The organism is Fusobacterium necrogenes (assembly GCF_900450765.1).
In the GTDB taxonomy this organism is placed as follows: domain Bacteria; phylum Fusobacteriota; class Fusobacteriia; order Fusobacteriales; family Fusobacteriaceae; genus Fusobacterium_A; species Fusobacterium_A necrogenes.
Map to the genome: position 1 here is coordinate 1,523,170 of NZ_UGGU01000003.1, position 15,343 is coordinate 1,538,512.

9 protein-coding genes are annotated in these 15,343 nt (G+C 29.6%); all 9 read right to left on the reverse strand.

Annotation, left to right across the window (positions count from 1 at the left end):
* Positions 1-79: 79 nt before the first annotated feature.
* The 9 genes from DYA59_RS07160 to DYA59_RS07200 all read right to left on the reverse strand — a co-directional run bounded on the left by DYA59_RS07160 (position 80) and on the right by DYA59_RS07200 (position 15,271).
* Entirely contained in the window at positions 80-8,344 is an 8,265-nt protein-coding gene (locus DYA59_RS07160; RefSeq protein WP_115270779.1) for a two-partner secretion domain-containing protein, read from the reverse strand.
* A gap of 511 nt (positions 8,345-8,855) precedes the next feature.
* On the reverse strand, positions 8,856-10,421 hold the full coding sequence (gene rny / locus DYA59_RS07165) for a ribonuclease Y (RefSeq protein WP_115270781.1): 1,566 nt from the start codon (positions 10,419-10,421) through the stop codon (positions 8,856-8,858).
* Positions 10,422-10,441: 20 nt separating this feature from the next.
* Positions 10,442-10,789, reverse strand: a complete 348-nt coding sequence (locus DYA59_RS07170) for an STAS domain-containing protein (protein ID WP_115270783.1) — start codon at positions 10,787-10,789, stop codon at positions 10,442-10,444.
* Between the two features lie 3 nt (positions 10,790-10,792).
* On the reverse strand, positions 10,793-11,188 hold the full coding sequence (locus tag DYA59_RS07175; RefSeq protein WP_115270785.1) for an ATP-binding protein: 396 nt from the start codon (positions 11,186-11,188) through the stop codon (positions 10,793-10,795).
* Position 11,189: 1 nt separating this feature from the next.
* Entirely contained in the window at positions 11,190-11,576 is a 387-nt protein-coding gene (locus DYA59_RS07180) for a hypothetical protein (protein ID WP_147280959.1), read from the reverse strand.
* A gap of 68 nt (positions 11,577-11,644) precedes the next feature.
* Entirely contained in the window at positions 11,645-12,559 is a 915-nt protein-coding gene (gene miaA, locus DYA59_RS07185; protein ID WP_172606964.1) for a tRNA (adenosine(37)-N6)-dimethylallyltransferase MiaA, read from the reverse strand.
* A gap of 124 nt (positions 12,560-12,683) precedes the next feature.
* On the reverse strand, positions 12,684-13,970 hold the full coding sequence (gene obgE, locus DYA59_RS07190) for a GTPase ObgE (RefSeq protein WP_115270789.1): 1,287 nt from the start codon (positions 13,968-13,970) through the stop codon (positions 12,684-12,686).
* Positions 13,971-14,192: 222 nt separating this feature from the next.
* Positions 14,193-14,630: a hypothetical protein gene (locus tag DYA59_RS07195; RefSeq protein WP_115270791.1), complete on the reverse strand. Its 438-nt coding sequence runs from the start codon at positions 14,628-14,630 to the stop codon at positions 14,193-14,195.
* The gene (locus DYA59_RS07200) at positions 14,627-15,271 is read right to left on the reverse strand and encodes an L-threonylcarbamoyladenylate synthase (protein WP_115270793.1); all 645 of its coding nucleotides are present in this window, start codon (positions 15,269-15,271) and stop codon (positions 14,627-14,629) included. The genes DYA59_RS07195 and DYA59_RS07200 overlap by 4 nt, the downstream gene beginning before the upstream one ends.
* Positions 15,272-15,343: the final 72 nt, after the last annotated feature.

The window sequence follows — 15,343 nt, forward strand, 5'->3', positions numbered from 1 at the left end:
AAGGCTGTTGCAAAATTAATTGCCACAGCCTTTTTATATTTTATCCATCTTTATTCTTTAATAAAAAACTCAACTAATATTATGGATTAACATTATAACTTCCTTTCTGATGTGAAGTAGCTGCATTATATCCTGCTTTTGCAGGGATAATTATAGAGAATATTCCTCCCTTACTTGATTCATCAGTTACAACATGCTGGGTATTGTTAATATCATTCTTTATATCTGAAGTATCGCTCTTTTCTCCATTAATATTAACATCACCTTTTACAACTATATTTTCAATACCTATAGCTGATTCAGTTACTACTTCTTTTTTAAGCTTATCAGCTATCTGTCCGGTAACACCTAGCTCTCCAGCTTGTCCTGCTGAAACAACTACATCCGCTCCACCACTGTTACTTTTAGCAGTAACATCATCCAATATAATATTTCCTTCTACTTCTAGACTTCCTTTTTTACTTTCAGATCCTAATACAGACCCTTTCATATTAAGATTTCCATCAATTTTAGCATTAAGTTCATTTCCAGCTTTAATTCCAGAAACTATTGTAGTTTCAGCATCTTCATAAATATGTCCTCCACCTACAGCTCCTGAAAAATTCCCACTAACAATAGTGTTTGATGTAACTTTTATTCCTAATCTAGTTCCTACACTTCCAAATTTTTTATCTTTGTCATGTACATCATTTAAACTTTCTATATTTACATCACCATTTACTGCTAAACCAACATTATTAGTAGCTTCAATACTTCCTCCCTTGATATTTAAATCATCCTTAGCCTTAATAGTAATATCTTTAGCATTCAATTTAGATTGAATATTTTTACTATTATACTCATCAGTTGTATCAGCACTTACATGAGCCCCTAAATTTAGTCCTACACCTGCTCCAGACATAGGATTAACACTTGCTGCTTGTCCAAATCTTGACTCTCCATCAGCAGTAATTTTAAAAGAATCTTCGGTAGATTTTGCTGCTTCAATAGTTATATCTCCAGCTGAATTTAAAGCTAACTCTTCTTCAGCAGTGATATCAACTCCTACTAATTCTATTCCATCACCAGTTGAAGTTAATGAAATATTCTTTCCTGACATACTAGAAATATTTTCTTCAGTTTGATTAACATCAGATTGCTTATAAACAAATCCAGCCTTTAAATAGTTTCCTAAACCAGCAGTATCATTAAAAATCATAGTTGTTAAAGCTCCAACTGATTGTAAAACTCCAGTTGTAGGATCTAGCTCAGATCCATTTGATATCATACTTCCAAGTTTATTTGCAGCATCTACTATCGAACTCTCAAATGCAGTTGAATTTTCAAGATAGAAACTAAATCCATTTTCTTTTTGCTTATATGTATCTTCATACTTTGTAGTTATAATCTTTCTAGCTACAACATCAATATTGTCAGTTGCAGAAAAATCTACTCCTCCTATATCAGTAGTATTACCAGAAGTAATATTAATATTTTTTCCAGATATTTTACTATTTTCCCAATTAACTTCTTCTGTAATACCATGATAATTTTCTAATTTTACTCCCATATTAAGATAAGCAGTAGGATCTAACATAGTTCCTCCTGAACCAGTAGGATATGTTGGTAATGGGGCTGTTGCTGAACCATCAACAGTTTCAATAGAGTAAGTTTTTTCTTCAAAATTGGCAGATGAGCCAGCTGCTCCAGCCCAACCAACAACATATAGTCCAGCTCCAAAGGAATCTACTTCTTCTTTTATCTCATTTTTACCAGCTTCAAATGTTACATTATTTCCTGCATCAAAATTAGCTTCTCCTTTTACCTCTACTTTTCCTCCAACTACTTTGATGTCATTTCCTGCACTTATATTTAAATCTCCATCACCAGTTATATTACTTCCTTTACTTAATGATGCTTCTTTACTTGTTTTTGTTGAACTACCTCCAAATACTTGATATACATCTTTTCTTGTACTTTCCTTTATCTCATCTCTTCCATCTATTATATTTACATCATGTTTTGCTGAAATATTAGTGCTTCCATTTGAATTAATATTACTTCCTTTTATTGTCGCATCATGTCCAGCTGATATATATACATCTCCATTTGTATTTATATTTGATCCATGTGATAATGATGCATTAAAATCTTTTGATCTATATTCTGATGTTAATAACCCTCTTACTGTATCTAAAGTTCTTCCTGAGCTTGAAATATGTACTACATCAGCTGAATCTTCTACAGTAACATTATCTTCTGCGCTTATACTTATTGTATTTGATTTACTTTTCTCTGCAATCTTTTCATCTACATCATTTGTTGATAAATCGCTTCCCTTTATATTTACATTTTTTCCACTAATATTAATATTTGAACCTTTAACTTCTGTTCCATTTGAAAGAGCACTACTTCCTGATTCATTAGAATATCCTTTATCACTATATTCATGCTTATATTCAGAAGAGACAGTGTATATATCTTCTATATTAACATCGCCACCAGCATTAATATTAATACTTCCAGCATCTCCTGCTATAACATCTTTAGAATCTTTAGCAAAAAGTTCTTTATAATAATTTATATCTTTTACTACTTCTACATTTTCAACTACTTCATTTCCATTACCTTGACTAACATCTTGAGTAGTTGTTGCCTCTTGTGTATCATTAGTTCTAACTTCATATCCTGAAGCTGTTAACGACCCACCTTTTATGTTAATATTATTTTTTGCATCTACTTGAATTCCATTATTAGCTTCTATACCTGCTTTATCAGAAATAATTTGATTTCCTTTTTCATCAATTCCTAATGTAGACTCTATGTTGACATCATTTCCACTAACAATTACATTATCACCTTTGAGGCTACCACCTATCATATTAATATTACCAGTAGCATCTACAGCAATATTTTTATCTGCGCTAATTCCTCCACTCATTCCACCAGAACTATTATTAGTAATATTTCCTGAAGATTTTATAATAACATTACCAGCAACATCAATATTTCCATTAGTATTACTAAATGATGTATTGTCACTTATAAAGTCTCCTCCAGCTTTTATAGTTGAAGTTCCACCATTACCTTGATTTTGCGCTATATCTATTCTACTATTTTTAGATAAATATAATTGTGGAGCTAAAACTTTTTGTCCGTTAACCTCTACCTCAACATACCATACTATATCATGCTCTAAGCTGTTAATTTGTTCTTGTGTTAAAGCTTTTCCGAGTTGAAGTCCAAGTGCAGTAGACACTTTTGCTGCATTATTAATAAGAGCTTGAATATCCTGTGCATTAATATCTTTTACATAACCAAGTCCTTTTTGAATCATATCTTTAATTAATAAATAATCATAATATGCATCCCCTAGAACTGATGATGTTTTATTTTTATCATATCCTAATTGCTTAAAGAAATAATCAGAACCATAGAAATTATTAGGATCAATAAATTCTATATTAGTTTCAAATAAAGGCTCTCCAGGTTGTGGATCTCCTACTACAGGTTTAAACAATCCATTTTCACCAGTTGGAACATCTATAAAGATTATAGGATTTACAGTTCCTGATACAGCTATTGTTCCTGCTAAGTTTCCTGTTTCAGCAGTTATAGTCACTCCATCTATAGTTATACTTCCAGTTGCTAATTCTACATCATGAGGATATTTTATACCATTCACTTCTTTGATATCGTTTATATTTGCAATATTTACTCCTAAATTTCCTTCGATACCATCAACAACATTCTCTCCTATAGTGATATTTACGCTTTTGTTTCCTCCACTTTCTCCACCATTATTTACTAAACTTCCATCAGTGTGGGTAAAATTTCCTCCTGCTAATATTTGAGCATTTCCATTAGCTGCATAATATTTAAAATTAGCATCTAAATTCCATTTATCTTGAGAAATAGGTTTACTCTTATCTTTCCAATCGCTACCAAGAACACTTGAAAGTGCCTTATTAAGTAGTTCATTATCATTTAAAGCTAAAGCTCTATAATATGCTTCTCTTCCTTTTCCTAAGTATCCTTGAGTCAATGCATCATATAGACTTCCTTCAAAAGATACTCCAGAATTTCCATGCGCATTAGTTAAATAAAGTTTTGTTTGCCATGAAAGTTTAACTTTAATAAGTTTTAAAAGTTCTATTACATCAACTTCTTTATAAGATGTATTATTTTGAATATCCCCTTTTATAGTTATATCCTTAGCTGCTGCAATAGTACCAGATTCATTTAAAACTTTGGTTGTAGCTCCTGTATCACCAGTTATATTTATATTTCCTGCAGCTTCTATTGTTGCTTTATCTGTTACTACGCTATTATTTTCAATAACTGGTACCCAAACCTCTGTAGTATCTAAGTGATAATTGAAAGTATCATCCCATCTTACTGTATGTTTTGAATTTTCGGTTCCTACAACATCATATTTGATATCAACTTTACTCTTATTAAGAAGAACATCTGTTTTAATACTTAAATCTTTACCACTACTTATAGTTCCAGCATCATTTATAATAGCTTTAGCTTTTAGACTCATATCTCCTTTGCTCATAATAAGAGAGTTTAATTTTAAATATATTTTTTCAAGAGCTTCTATAAGAAGATTTTGTCCAGCCCAAATAGTTGTACCTTCTTGATTTAAAACATTAGTAGCTTTTAAATTAACATCTTTATTTCCAACTATCATTCCTTCATTAACTATATCTCCAGAAGTTGATATAGTTATACTTCCAGGAGTTTGGAATTTTTTAACATTAATATCTCCAACAACATTTTCAAGAGTGATATCTCCATTACTTATCATAGTACCAGCAACAGTATTAGCGCTTGAATTAGCAAAACTACTACGGAATCCACTACTTAAATTTTGTCTTGAAGAATCAAGCGAAACTCTTGTACTTTCACCAGTCATTAATGTACCTGTATTATTTAATGATCCTGTCTTTACATCTATATTTTTAGCTGAAAGCTCTCCAGTATTTGTGAAAGATTTAGAATCTACTTTCAAATTATTTTCAGTCTGAACTTTACCAGCTAATGATACATCACTAGAAGAAGCTTCTATATCTATATTACCTTTAGCTTTTAACTCTTTCATTGATTGAGTTATTCCATTTCCCAAATTAGATATACTTAATTCTGAATTTGATTGGATAGAGTTAGTATTAGAAAAAGAATTATCAACGGTTATTGAAACTCCATTTCCAACAACTTCTCCACTATTTGAAAAGTTTTTAGATTTTAAACTTATTTTATCAGTTGAAGAAAGATCTCCGCTATTACTTATATCTTCAGATACATTAGTTACTATTTTACCATTAGCAATCAATTTTCCAGCATTTGTAAGAGATGATCCTCCTATATTTATATCTCCATTTACATTAATATTTCCGTTATTTAAAGTATTTCCATTAGCTACCTTTAATATTTCTCCAACTAATAGTTCTCCACTATTATTAACTCCTCCATTTATATTTAAGGATTTTCCTACAGATGCTGTAGCTCCTGATTTATTCGAGAAGTTTCCTGTCAGATTTAAGCCTCCTCCAGTTTCTAATTTACCAGAGTTTTCTAACTTAGAAGAAGTAACATCTACATTACTTCCAACACTTAAATTGTGTGAATTAAAATCCCCAGATATATTTGCGCTTAAGTTCTCCTTAATTGTTAAATCTTTTGAACTAAAACTCTTACCCTTAACATCTAAGTTCTTTCCTACTGACATTACTCCATTATTTTTAATTGAATCTTCTGATTTTAAACTTACATCACCTTTAGTTATTACTATTCCATTATTTTCTAAAGTTGTTTTAGTTGTTATTGCTAAAGTTTCTCCTTCTATCACACCTAAATCAGAAAAAGCTGCTATCTTAGCTTTTAATTCTGCTAATTCTTCCGCGCTTAAATTTTCTGAATTTAACTTTTGTAATAACTCTAAATACTCTTTTATTTTTTCTTCATTTCCATTAGAAACAAAACTATCACCACTGATTATAATTTTCTTCCCAGCAGTTATTCTTTGAGTATTCACTATTTTTCCAAGAGCTTCAATTAAAAGATTATCTCCAGCTTGTAATACCCCTGAATTAATAACGCTACCAGTTTCTAGAGTAAGATCTTTTTGTGAAGTAACAACTCCTTTATTTTCAAAAGACTCTTTTGTAGTTATTTTAACATTATCTCCAGATAATACTCCAAGCATTCCTGTTTTAGATAAGATATCTTTTAAATTATTTAATTTATTTTTAACCTCTTCTAATCCACTTAAAGTAGCTTTTAATTCTGCAAGTTGCGCTGGATCTTTTTCAGCTGCTATTTTCTTATTTAACTCTGATATAGAATTTTCTACTTTTGTTAACTCCTCCTCAGAATATTGATATAGAGCTCCTAAATATTTCTCTATCTCTTCTGAGCTTCCAGCATTGAGAAGTTCTTTAACATTTATAACTAAATCTTTTACAGCCGTTATATGTCCCGCATTTAAAAATTTACCTTGTACAGCCTGAATTAATATAGAATCTGCACCTAGTTTTCCTGTATTTGTTAGATTATTTGCGCTTATTAACTTAAGATCTTTTGTAGCTAATATCTCTCCATTATTAACTAGTTCTCCAACAGTAGTAGTTAGAATAATATTTCCATCACTAGCAATAACTTTTCCATTTAAAGCATTTATAAGTTCTTGAGCAGTGATAGTTATATCTTTTGCTGATATATTTCCATAGTTTTCAAATTTTCCTTTTAAAACTTCAATTTTTAATTTTCCATTAGGATCTACTACCTCATTTAACTCTTTTTTATTTTCTCTAATCTCTCCTTTGTTAACAAAAGAAGAATTAGCTGTTAACTCAAGATCACTTCCTTTTAATAAAGCATTCTTTTCATTTAATAAGCTTTCAGCAGTAATAGTTAATTTTCCATCTGCAGAAATAATTCCTTTATTTACTAATTCTTTAGTAAATATTTCTACATCTTTACCTATTATTCCTGTACTTACCCATGTAATCTCTTCTGAAGAATAAACTTTTCCACTTTCAATATCTTTTACTTGAAGTGATCCATCACTATTTGATACTATTACTAACTTATTAGAATCAACTCCTGATACTGTAGGAATTAGTACTCCTTGTACATCTAACTTCTCTGAAAGCTTTAAAGTTATAGAATTTTTACTTATCAATCTAGCAGAAGTCTTATCTTGTAGAGTTAATCCTTTAGCAGAAATAACTATATTTCCTCCAGTAGATTGAACAGCTGATCTTATAGTTCCATTTCCTTCTAATTCAAGAGTAATATCATTCCCTGCTGAAATAGAATTAATTTGATCTTTTCCAGCAACTTTTATGATTCCACCTTTTGTTTCTAGATCTTTTCCTTTGAGTTTTACACCTTTCTTCGCGTTAAGTGTAGCTACTGAAATATTTCCATTAGCTTCAATCGCTATATCACCTTCACTAAATATAGCTCCTTCATGTTTTACTCCAAGTCCTTGATCAGTACTGATAAGTCTAATATTTCTTCCATACATAGCACCTAATCCAGTAGCATATATACCATACTTATCTTGTTTACTATCAGAAGAAGATTTTATAATAGGATTACTAAAATCTCCCTTCTTTAATTCAATTTTATTTTGTCCTGCGATTAAAGTAATATCAGGAGTTTTTTCTTCCTTTATAGCAGATATTTCGTTGTGTATCTCAATACTTCTTGCCAAAACATTGAAATAATCTCCACTAGTTCCAACTCCATTTAAAAGAACATTTCCTTTTTGTACATCAAAATTAATATTAGAGTCATCCTTTAGAACTTTACCAGTACTTAAAGTAACTCCATTAGTATTAATAAAGGTAGCTCCATTGACATTTATTCCATTTTCATTAGCAAGTATGAAATCAGCTCTTTTACCAAAAACTTCAATGGTTCCATCTATATTAGATACTTTATTTCCACTAACTTCATTCAAAATAGTAGTAGCGCTACTATTTAAGTTAGGGTTTTTAGTTACATACCCACCAATTTGTGAGACTCCATGCTCAGTACTATTGTTAAATATAAGCCCATTCCCTGCACCGACACTTAAATCAGTAAATTTGTTGTGAGAAATCCCATTTTTATCAGGATTAACAATATTAACAACATCTGTTCCATTAGCAGAATTTCCTAAAGTTGGAGCATTGTTTCCCTGAACAGGAATAACAGTGTTTCTAGCTCTCAAATCTCTAGCTAAAATAACTTCTTCAGTAGTCCCCAATCCCCCAGTAATTAAAAAACTGACAACCAAAGCTAATGTGATACTTTTTTTGCCCTTAAGATTGCGTTTTAAAACTTTTTCCGACAGTTTAAAATCTTTCATCTTATCACCTACCTTCTAATATGAATAATTTACGAAATAGCAACTAAAACGATAATCATATAATATTGTCCCATGCAAAATATTCCTTAATTAAAAATATTTTAGAATAGAATAAGACATCCGATATAAATATACATTTTCATTATAAACACATCCTAAATTATACATTTTTATTATGATTACATTTTAAAATATTGATTAAAAAATTTTTTCCTATTTCAGATTAAAATATCATATAATCTTACTCTAAATATGAATTATTGCATCTTTATTTTTTTAAATAATAGTTTTTTATTAAATATTAATTTTTAACCTCAAAATTATTCCTCCTAATTAAAACTTTTACCTTTTTTTATATTTATATCTCCCAAAATAGAACTCTATAGTTATTTTTTATAGAAAAAAAGAAGAAAGCTTTATTATAAATCATCTCAAAATGATCCCTACACTAAAAACTTTCTCCCATTTTTATAAATTTATTTTTTGTTAAAAAAGTATCATCTCTAAATCCTTATTTAGCATAATCTACTGCTCTAGTCTCTCTTACTATTGTAACTTTTATTTGTCCAGGATACTGCATAGACTCTTCTATCTTTTTAGCTACCTCTCTTGCCATTTTCGTAGCCTCATCGTCAGTCATCGCTTCAGGATTTACTATTATTCTAAGTTCTCTTCCTGCTTGAATAGCGAATGAAGATTCAACTCCTGAGAATGAATTAGCTATTTCTTCAAGACTTTCTAATCTTTTTAAATAAGCTGTTAAAGTTTCTCTTCTTGCTCCAGGTCTTGAAGCTGATACTGCATCAGCAGCTTGAACTAGTATTGCCTCTACAGTTTCGAACTCTACTTCATTATGGTGTGCCATTACTGCATTTATAACTTCTGGTTTCTCTCCAAACTTTTTCAAAAACTCTCCGCCAATCAATGCATGTGAAACCTCTATATCACTTTCTAAGACTTTACCAACATCATGCAATAATCCAGCTCTTTTAGCTAATTCAGTATCTGCTCCTAATTCCGCAGCTAAATTAGCTGCAAGTTTTGCTACTTCTATAGAATGAGTTAATACATTTTGTCCATAACTTGTTCTGAATTTTAATCTTCCTAAAATCTTTATTATTTCTGGATGCATTCCAGGAATACCTAATTCTATTAAAGCTCCTTCCCCTGCATCAATTATCTCTTTTTCTATCTCTTTTCTAGCTTTGTTTACTACCTCTTCTATTTTTCCTGGATGTATTCTTCCATCTGTTACAAGCTTTTCAATAGTAAGTCTAGCTATTTCTCTTTTTACTCCATCAAAACTTGAAAGAACTACTGCTTCTGGAGTATCATCTATAATTATATCTACTCCCGTAAGTGCCTCAATAGCTCTTATATTTCTTCCCTCTCTACCTATAATTCTCCCTTTCATTTCATCATTAGGCAAATTTACAACTGATACAGTTGCATCTACTACATACTCAGCTGAAGCCTTTCCAATGGCAGTTGATAATATTCTCTTAGATATTCTATCTTTTTCATCTTCAAGCTTATTTTCAAACTCTCTAATTGCTACAGCTGTTTCATGTGTTAAATCATCTCTTAATTTCGCTATTAAAATTTCTTTAGCTTCATTCTTAGAAAGTCCAGAGATTCTCTCTAATTCATCTTCCTGCTTCAATTTTATAGCTTCTATTTCGTCTTTTTTTGCTTCTAATTCTTCAGTTGTTTTTTCTAGTTCTTGACTTTTTAATTCTAACTTTTCTATTTTACTATCTAATGTTTCTTCCTTTTTAGTTAACCTCGCTTCTTTTTGTAAAAGCTCATTTTTAGCATTTTTTATTTCTTTTTCTGCTTCTTCTTTTATCAAATATGCATGTTCTTTAGCCTTTAACTCTATCTCTTTCCCTTTAGCATTTGCATCTTTTTCTGCATTCTCTATTATTTCTTTAGCTTTTATTTTAGATTTTGTTATCTCATCCTCTAAATCATTTAACTCATTTATTTTTTTATCTATAACAGACTTTTTATATAGTATGGCAAATACTATTCCTAGTCCAATTACTATCAAACCTATACCTAATATTATACTCATAATTATTTCCTTTCTACATTTTATTTAAAGCTATTTACAGCTTCCTCTTCCGTCTCATATATCTCAAATATTTCATCTAATCCTATCATTTCAAATATTGTTTTGATATGCTCATTTAATTTTATCAATTTTATATCTCCTCCCATCTCCTTTACTACCTTCAACTTTCCTCTCAATATTCCCATAGCTAAACTGTTGATGTGAGTAACTTCTTCAAAATCAATAATAAACTTTATACAATCTGCTTCTACTAATTTTGTAATCCTTTCTTTTAATTTTGGTGCTACTAAAGCATCTAATTCCCCTATTACTTTTAACTCCTTAACTCCTTCTAAATTTTTTTCAAGTATTTCAAAATTATTTATCATCTTTTATTCTGCCTCCTTAACCTTTTTTTCTACTCTAAATAATGTTCCATTCAATTTTTTTTCAATTTTAAAATCATCTGCGATGGTTCTTGCTATAAAAAGTCCCATCCCACCCTCTTCTTTACTCAATTTCTCTTCATCAAATCCTACACCATTATCCTCTACTATCAAACGGATAATATCATTTGACTTTTGAATTTCTAAGATGATATCTCCAGGCCTATACTCATACCCATGCTCAACAACATTTGTTGAAAGTTCATCCACTACTGATAAAAGTTGAAATACATCTCTTTGACTTACCTGATGTAACTCTAGATATGTCTTTACCATAGCTCTTATTAAAGATAAATTTTCTAAAGAAGAAGAGACAGTTATTTTCACTTCATTTGGTCTCATCTTATTTCCTTCTCTCTTTAAACTTATTTATTTTCCATTTTTTATTTTTTAATACATATTCAACATCAAAATATATAGTTGTAGTTTGTATATTCAAAGCAACAACATTCATAGCTTTATTTTTTAAAAACTCAGGTTTTGAATTAAAAATATTTATTTTTGAAAAATCTATATTTTGTATTTCTTCTTTTAAAAAATTATTTCCCATATTAGAAATTAAGCTTTGTTCTAAAAATGTTGTTTCCCCATTTTTAAGGCTAGATTTTATCTCTTCTATAAAAATAATTAAAGCTGCTTTTTCTTCTAAAGTTACTTCTTCTTTTTTTCCAATATTCGAACAACCTATTATAAAAACAGAAGTAATTATAAAAATAAAAATCCTTTTCATTAACAACATGCACCATTCCTTATTACTATAAATAATACCATATACATATCTTTTTATCAAGAATTTAATTATCCATTTTCTATATTTAATTTTTCTACTATATCCTCTACTATCTCATTTTCAGATGTTTCTTCTAAATTATACCAAATATATCTGTGATCATTTTTAAACCAAGTAAATTGTCTTTTAGCATATTTTCTTGAATTTTGTTTTATTTTTTCTATTGTTTCTTCGTAACTTATCTCGCTTTTGAAATAATCTATAAACTCAGAGTAGCCAATTATATTAATCTTTCTTAATACCTCACCATACTTTTTATAAAGCATTCTAACCTCTTCTTCTAATCCTTGTTTAATCATAGCATCTACTCTTGTATTTATTCTTTCATATAGCTCTTTTCTTCCCCTTTCTAGTGCAATTTTTAAAAAACTGTAGTTATTATTTTTTATATTTTGTTTTGATAAATAGGAAAATTTTTGTCCAGTAAGTATATATACCTCTAGAGCTCTTTCTACTCTTTTTTTATTATTAAAATGTATCTCTTTTGCTGCTTCTGGATCTACTTTCACTAATTCTTTATAAAGTTCAAGCGAACTTTTTTTCATAAATTCCTCTCTTATTTTAGCATTAGATACTGGTAGAGCTGATAGTCCATCTGTAATAGAATTAATATAGAGACCTGTCCCTCCAGTTAATATAACCATTTTCCCTTTTTTTTCTTCTTCTTTTAATATCTTATCTACATCTCTTTGGTAGTCACCTACACTATATTTTTTTATAGGATCCAAAACATCTAACATATGATGTACAATCCCATCCATCTCTTCAAATGTTATCTTAGCTGTCCCTATATTCATCTCTTTATATACCTGTGCAGAATCAGCTGATATAATACTAGCATCTAATATTTTTGCCAATTTTATCGAAAGAGCTGTTTTACCTACACCAGTAGGCCCTGCTATCACTATTCCTTTCTTTATCATATTTCCTCCAATACTAATCTATTTTAGCAAAAAAAGGAAAAGCTACCAAAGCGAACCACTTTACAGTTCAAATTTGAGATACTCTTTTCCCCTTTTAATCTCTTATTTAACTTTTAAAATATGATTATTCTACATATTCAAATTCAACATCAGCTATCCTTACACTATCTCCATCTTGAATTCCAGCTTCTCTCATAGCCTCTTCCATTCCTAAAGATCTCATCATATGCAAGAAATTTACTATTGATTCATCGTCCATAGTAATTACATACTTAGCTAGTACTCCATCTAGTACCCTTCCTTCTATCACGTAGGTTCCATCTTCATCTTGAGTAATAATGAAATTTTCTTTATCTCCTTTTATTTCTCTCAAAACTTCATTTACACTAGCCTCTTCTTCTAATGGTTCTCTATCTATTTTCTCTAACATGCTCCAACTTTTATACAAAACTTCCTTAATTCCTTCATTTAGTATTACTGATACAGGATATACTTCATTACCTTGAGATTCTACATACTCTTTAAAAGTATTATATTTTTCCATATCCCATAATAGATCCATTTTATTTGCTAATATTATTTGCTTTTTAGCTGCTAACTTTTCACTAAACTTCTTTAGCTCTGTATTTATTTTTTCATAATCTTCAATAGCACTTCTTCCTTCAACTTCAGATATATCAACTAAATGATATATCATTTTACATCTCTCTATATGTCTTAAAAATTTATCTCCTAATCCTACTCCTTCATGTGCACCTTCAATAAGCCCAGGTATATCAGCTATTACAAAAGATTTATCCTCTTCTAGTCTTACTACTCCTAATTTAGGTTCAAGAGTTGTAAAATGGTAATTTCCTACTTTAGAATTAGCAGCTGATACTTTATTAATAAAACTTGATTTTCCAACAGATGGATATCCTACAAGAGCAACATCAGCTATAAGTTTTAATTCAAGTTTTACTTTTAATTCTGCTCCCTCTCTACCTTTACCAGCTATTTTTGGAGTTTTTCTAATAGAAGATTTAAAATGAACATTTCCAAAACCACCTTTTCCACCTTTGAGTAAAGTTCTCTTCTCTCCTGGTATATTTAGATCCAGTAAAAGCTTTCCAGTTTCTATATCTCTTACTTGTGTTCCAACAGGAACCTTAATCACTAAATCCTCTCCTGTTTTCCCATACATTTGTTTTTTTTGTCCATTTTCTCCATTCTGAGCTTTGAATAGTTTTTTAAATTTAAAATCTATGAGGGTATTTATATTAGAATCAGCTAGAAAAATCACACTTCCTCCATCTCCTCCATCTCCTCCATCAGGGCCACCAAATTGTATAAATTTTTCTCTTCTAAAAGCAGCCGAACCATCTCCTCCATTTCCTGCTTTTACAGTTATTATAACCTCATCTACAAACATCCATTACTCTCCTATCAATTATTTTTATCAATATATTCTACATTATATTCTAAATTTTTTCAATAATTATTATTTTCAAAATAAAAAGCAAGTGTAACTATCCTACTAATAAACACTAACTTCATTATTATTTTCAGAGTTGTATTTTTTAGTACTCAACTTTACTAACTTGCTCCAACTTTTTCATTTAGCCCCTTAAATTTTTCCACAGTTTTAATATCTCTATTTAAATTTTGTAAGTAATTCTTTATACTGTTTCAACATAACTTTTAACATACCTTTTTTTACAAACTGGTACCATTTAAAACTCATTGCTTCCATTCCCTTTATAGAATCAACTATCATTCTCTTCAAAAACTCATACTCTTCAAAACTTAATTTCAATTCCATTTGCTCTTTTGCATCAGCAATAGATTTTATATAATCAAAAAATTCTTCTAAACTTGTTGTTTGTGCTCCTATAGCTGAAGAAGTAAGTTGTTTTTTAACTTCATCTATAAATTTAGATAAGAATTTTTTATTACTTTTATCTAAATTAACACTTATTTTTCTTTTTCCTTTCCCTATTCTTTGAATAATATTCATCGTCCCCATCATGCTAGACATATTATTCATATGCATCGGATTCATTCCATTAGGATTTACTCTTTGTGTTTTCATAAATTCCTCCCTATACTTTTCCCAATTACTTTTTCTATATCTTTAATTGATATTGCACCTAATCTTATTATTCTTGGTTCATCACTCAAATCAATTATAGTTGATTCAATCCCTAATGGTGATTTGCCACCATCCACTAAAATATCAACTTTTCCTTTAAAAACTTCTGATAACTCATCATAAGCTCTTGGTGTTTTTTCTCCAGAGATATTAGCACTTGTAGTTGGAAGCATTCCACCAGCAGATTCTATTATTTTTAATGCTACATCTAAAGCTGGCATTCTTATTCCAACTGTATCTCCAAAAGCTGTCATAACATTTGGAATCCACTCTTTTTTTCTCAAAATGATTGTAAGCCCTCCAGGCCAAAATTTTGCTATTAATCTTTCAACAATTTTTCTATTTTCTTCGCTTATATATGCTATTTCCTCTATTTTTTTTACATCACTTATTAGAACTATAAGGGGAGATTTAAAACTTCTTTCTTTAGCTTTATAAATACTTTTTATTGTCTCTTCAGAAGAGATAACTCCTCCTATTCCATATACAGTATCAGTTGGATATATTATGAGTTCTCCAGAATTTAGAGAATTAGCTATTTCCAAAAAATTTATATTTTCTAAATTATATATTTTTTTCATACTCTACACCTTATTTTAGACTCTTAATATTTTATCATATCTAATTAGAAAAAGCTAGTAAAATACTAGCTT

Excerpts from the sequence above, each read along its gene's own strand:
- DYA59_RS07160 (WP_115270779.1), bottom strand. The coding sequence starts at position 8,344 with ATGAAAGATTTTAAACTGTCGGAAAAAGTTTTAAAACGCAATCTTAAG.
- rny (WP_115270781.1), bottom strand. The coding sequence starts at position 10,421 with ATGAGTATAATATTAGGTATAGGTTTGATAGTAATTGGACTAGGAATA.
- DYA59_RS07170 (WP_115270783.1), bottom strand. The coding sequence starts at position 10,789 with ATGATAAATAATTTTGAAATACTTGAAAAAAATTTAGAAGGAGTTAAG.
- DYA59_RS07175 (WP_115270785.1), bottom strand. The coding sequence starts at position 11,188 with ATGAGACCAAATGAAGTGAAAATAACTGTCTCTTCTTCTTTAGAAAAT.
- DYA59_RS07180 (WP_147280959.1), bottom strand. The coding sequence starts at position 11,576 with ATGAAAAGGATTTTTATTTTTATAATTACTTCTGTTTTTATAATAGGT.
- miaA (WP_172606964.1), bottom strand. The coding sequence starts at position 12,559 with ATGATAAAGAAAGGAATAGTGATAGCAGGGCCTACTGGTGTAGGTAAA.
- obgE (WP_115270789.1), bottom strand. The coding sequence starts at position 13,970 with ATGTTTGTAGATGAGGTTATAATAACTGTAAAAGCAGGAAATGGAGGA.
- DYA59_RS07195 (WP_115270791.1), bottom strand. The coding sequence starts at position 14,630 with ATGAAAACACAAAGAGTAAATCCTAATGGAATGAATCCGATGCATATG.
- DYA59_RS07200 (WP_115270793.1), bottom strand. The coding sequence starts at position 15,271 with ATGAAAAAAATATATAATTTAGAAAATATAAATTTTTTGGAAATAGCT.